This is a genomic window from Pseudomonas sp. Je.1.5.c (assembly GCF_051129895.1).
GTDB classification, from domain to species: domain Bacteria; phylum Pseudomonadota; class Gammaproteobacteria; order Pseudomonadales; family Pseudomonadaceae; genus Aquipseudomonas; species Aquipseudomonas urmiensis.
Genome location: NZ_JBCPSP010000089.1, coordinates 1 through 3,344, shown reverse-complemented (window position 1 = coordinate 3,344; position 3,344 = coordinate 1). Strand labels below are relative to the sequence as shown.

Genomic DNA, 3,344 nt, shown 5'->3' with positions numbered 1-3,344 from the left:
GGCTGGTATGTGGATCTGGCGTGGGAGCGGGCTGGCCCCGCGATAGCGTTGAACAGGCTATAACCCCTCTGAGCGCCCCCACGCCAGGGCGACTTACCCGCGTGGGAGCGGGCTTGCCCCGCGATAGCGTTGCTACAAGCTACAACCATCCCGAGCGCTTGAAGCTGGCATACAACCCGGTGCAGCCCAACCCAATCACCCCCAGCACCGCAAAATACCCATAGTGCCACTCCAGCTCCGGCATATTCTGGAAGTTCATCCCATAAATCCCTGCAATCGCCGTGGGAAACGCCAAGATCGCCGCCCAGGCGGCAAACTTGCGCTGGGTTATGCTTTGCCGTGACGACTCCAGCAACATGCCAATCTCGATGGTTTGGCTGGCGATATCGCGAATGCTCACCAGGTCTTCCATCTGCCGAGTGACGTGGATTTGCACGTCCCTGAAGTACGGACGCATGTTCTTGTCGATGAACGGGAAACTCAAGCGCTGCAGCTCTTCACTGATCTCCACCATGGGCGCTACGTAGCGGCGCAGCCTTAAAATGTCGCGACGCAGGCTGTGCAGGCGCTGGATGTCTTCTTCCTTGAGCGAATTGCTCAGCACGCTCTGCTCCAGCTCCTCGATCTCACCGTGGATCGCCTCGCTGACCGGCTGGTAGTTCTCGGTGACGAAATCGAGTAACGCATACAGCACGAAGTCTTCGCCGTGCTCGAGCAGCAGCGGCCGTGCCTCGCAGCGCTGACGCACCAGGGCATAGGATTTGGAGTGGCCATTGCGGCAGGTAATGATGTAGCCGTTGCCGGCAAAGATGTGGGTCTCGATGAACTCCAGCTTGCCTTCGTGGCGAACCGGCGAATAGGTGACGATGAACAGCGCGTCGCCGAAGGTCTCCAACTTGGGCCGGCTGTGCTTTTCCAGCGCGTCTTCGATGGCCAGCTCGTGCAGGTTGAACTGGCACTGCAGGTTGGCCAGCTCTTCGGCGTTGGGCTCTTCTAGGCCGATCCAGACGAAGTGGCCGGGCTTTTTCGCCCACTCGCTGCCTTCGTCGATACTGATATTGGTGACCTTTCTCCCGGCGCTGTAAACCGCCGCTGCGACGACTCGACCCATGGTTGCCCGCTTATTCGGTTGAACACGTGACACAGCTTGGGCTGTGTCAGGCCAGAGAGCAACCGATCAGGCGTGGGGTAGCTCGGTTTCCATGCGGTCCAGGCATTGCTGCATCTGCGTGCGGCACTGCTCGATCAGCGCCGGCACGTCCTGCTTGCTCAGGCCAGCAGTTTCGATTGGAGGCAGGGAGCGAATGATTACCGTGCGCTGGCGCCAACTGTTGAGGCCGAGGCGCTTGGCATAGCGACTGACGCACACCGGTACGATCGGCACGCCAGCGTCGATGGCCATGTGGAAGGCACCTTTCTTGAACGGGGCCAACTGCTCGCCAGGGTTGCGGGTGCCTTCGGGGAAAATCCAGATCGAGGTGTCGTCACGCAAGATGCCGGTGGTTACCTGCATCGCCTTGCGCGCCTGGTAGGCGTTGTTGCGGTCGATCAGGACATTACCGCCCAACCAGAACAGCTGGCCGAACAGCGGGATCCAGCCCAGGCTCTTCTTGCCAATGGCCACGGTGCGTTGCGGCACTACTTGGCCGATGATGAACAAGTCGAAGTTCGATTGATGGTTGGCGACGATCACGCAGCCCGGCGGCTGGTCATGCAGCGGGCCGACCTCGGCCTTGACCTTGATACGCATCAGCCAGGCGGCTGGCACGCTGTACAGGCGGGCATAGAGGCGGCTGTTGTCGGGGTTGAACGGGCGGCACAGGCCAATCACCAGGCCGACTAGGCCGACCAGCAGAAAGTGCAGCCCCAGCAGGAGCATGCGAAGCAGATAAAGCATGGTACGACTCACACCAGACAGTCGCGCGGCAGTGTACGACTGTGCACTGGTGGGGGCAAACCTTCTGCGGTCAGTGCTGGCCTCATCGCGGGGCAAGTCCGCGCCTACACGATGTGTGTGGGCACGCCTCGCGATGAGGCCGGGAGGATCAGCCCATGTGTTCCTGATCGCGAATAATCGCGTCATCCAGCAGCTCCAGCAGCGCTTTGCGCACTTTGAGCTTGGTGTTCTTGTGCGCCAGCATGTTGAGCTTCTTCAATTCGCGCGCCACGTGCAGTGCTGTCTCGTGCAACTGCTCGGCCGGCACCACCTTGTCGAGGAAGCCGGCATCCAGCGCGTCCTTAGGGTCGAACATCTCGGCATTGATCACCGAGCGGTGGAACGCCGAGCGGCGCAGGCGATCGCGGGCCAGCTCGATACCGGCGTGGTGCATGGTCATGCCGATCTGCACTTCGTTCAGGCCGATCTTGTACGGCCCTTCGACCCCGATCCGATAGTCGCCCGACAGCAGCAGGAAGGCGCCTTTGGCGACCGCATGGCCTGGGCAGGCAACGATTACCGGGAAGGGGTGCGAGAGCAGGCGGCGGGCCAGGGTGGAACCGGCGGTGACCAGGCCAACGGCTTGTTGGGGGCCAGAGGTCATGACTTTCAGGTCGTAGCCGCCAGAAAGGATGCCTGGCTGACCGGTGATGATCACCACTGCACAGTCGGCTACTGCCTGGTCCAGGGCGGCGTTGAAGGCGGCGATGACATCCGGCGAGATGGCGTTGACCTTGCCGTTGTTCAGGGTCAGGGTGGCGATGCCGTCTTCGGCATGGTAGGTAATCAGCTCGCTCATGGCAGAGTCCTTTGGATGGCGTGGCAATGACGTTACCCAGCACGGGCGAGCAGGTAAAGCAGCAAGGCTGACTGATCAGTCAGGCATTGGCCGCTATGCCTTGCCGCTTGGGTGCGCAGTACAGGCCACAGGTAAAAGTGCTGGGTACAATGGCAGCATTGCCCTGGCTGGCCGGTTTTTCGTTCGATCTGCTTAAGCGCATGAAAATTCTGAAAAAAACGCTTGCCAAGATTAGAGCCTTCAACTAAATTAGCGCGCCTCGACAGGCTGAATAGCTTGAAGAGAAACGGTGAAGTGTCCGAGTGGTCGAAGGAGCACGCCTGGAAAGTGTGTATACGAGAAATCGTATCAAGGGTTCAAATCCCTTCTTCACCGCCACATTCTACGAGAAGCCCCCGAACTGAAAGGTTCGGGGGCTTTTTGTTTTGCGGTGCATTTTAGAGGGTATTCAGGGCTGGTTAAATGCAGCGCTGCTGCTGGCGCTATCGCGGGGCAAGCCCGCTCCCACGTGAGATCAGCCTCAAACTTGCCTGGGAGATCACCCCAAACCTGCCTGGGAGCGGGCTTGCCCCGCGAAGGGGCCAGCCCAGGCACCCCACAAACACCCCC

At 60.3% G+C, this 3,344-nt stretch carries 3 protein-coding genes and 1 tRNA gene; 1 reads left to right on the top strand and 3 read right to left on the bottom strand.

The genetic code is table 11. The features are described 5' to 3' along the window. Positions 1 to 139 precede the first annotated feature (139 nt). From AAZU54_RS27195 to AAZU54_RS27185, 3 genes are all read right to left on the bottom strand, one after another. Positions 140 to 1,111 carry a magnesium and cobalt transport protein CorA gene (locus AAZU54_RS27195; protein WP_186557639.1) on the bottom strand — a complete coding sequence of 324 codons (972 nt, stop codon included), beginning with the start codon at positions 1,109 to 1,111 and terminating at the stop codon, positions 140 to 142. Positions 1,112 to 1,177: 66 nt separating this feature from the next. Beyond that, positions 1,178 to 1,897, bottom strand: a complete 720-nt coding sequence (locus tag AAZU54_RS27190; protein WP_186557640.1) for a lysophospholipid acyltransferase family protein — start codon at positions 1,895 to 1,897, stop codon at positions 1,178 to 1,180. Between the two features lie 148 nt (positions 1,898 to 2,045). Then, positions 2,046 to 2,735, bottom strand: coding sequence for a crotonase/enoyl-CoA hydratase family protein (locus tag AAZU54_RS27185; RefSeq protein WP_434727891.1), 690 nt, complete (start codon positions 2,733 to 2,735; stop codon positions 2,046 to 2,048). A gap of 288 nt (positions 2,736 to 3,023) precedes the next feature. Here AAZU54_RS27185 and AAZU54_RS27180 point away from each other — a divergent pair. Beyond that, positions 3,024 to 3,113, top strand: a tRNA-Ser gene (locus AAZU54_RS27180). Positions 3,114 to 3,344 lie beyond the last annotated feature (231 nt).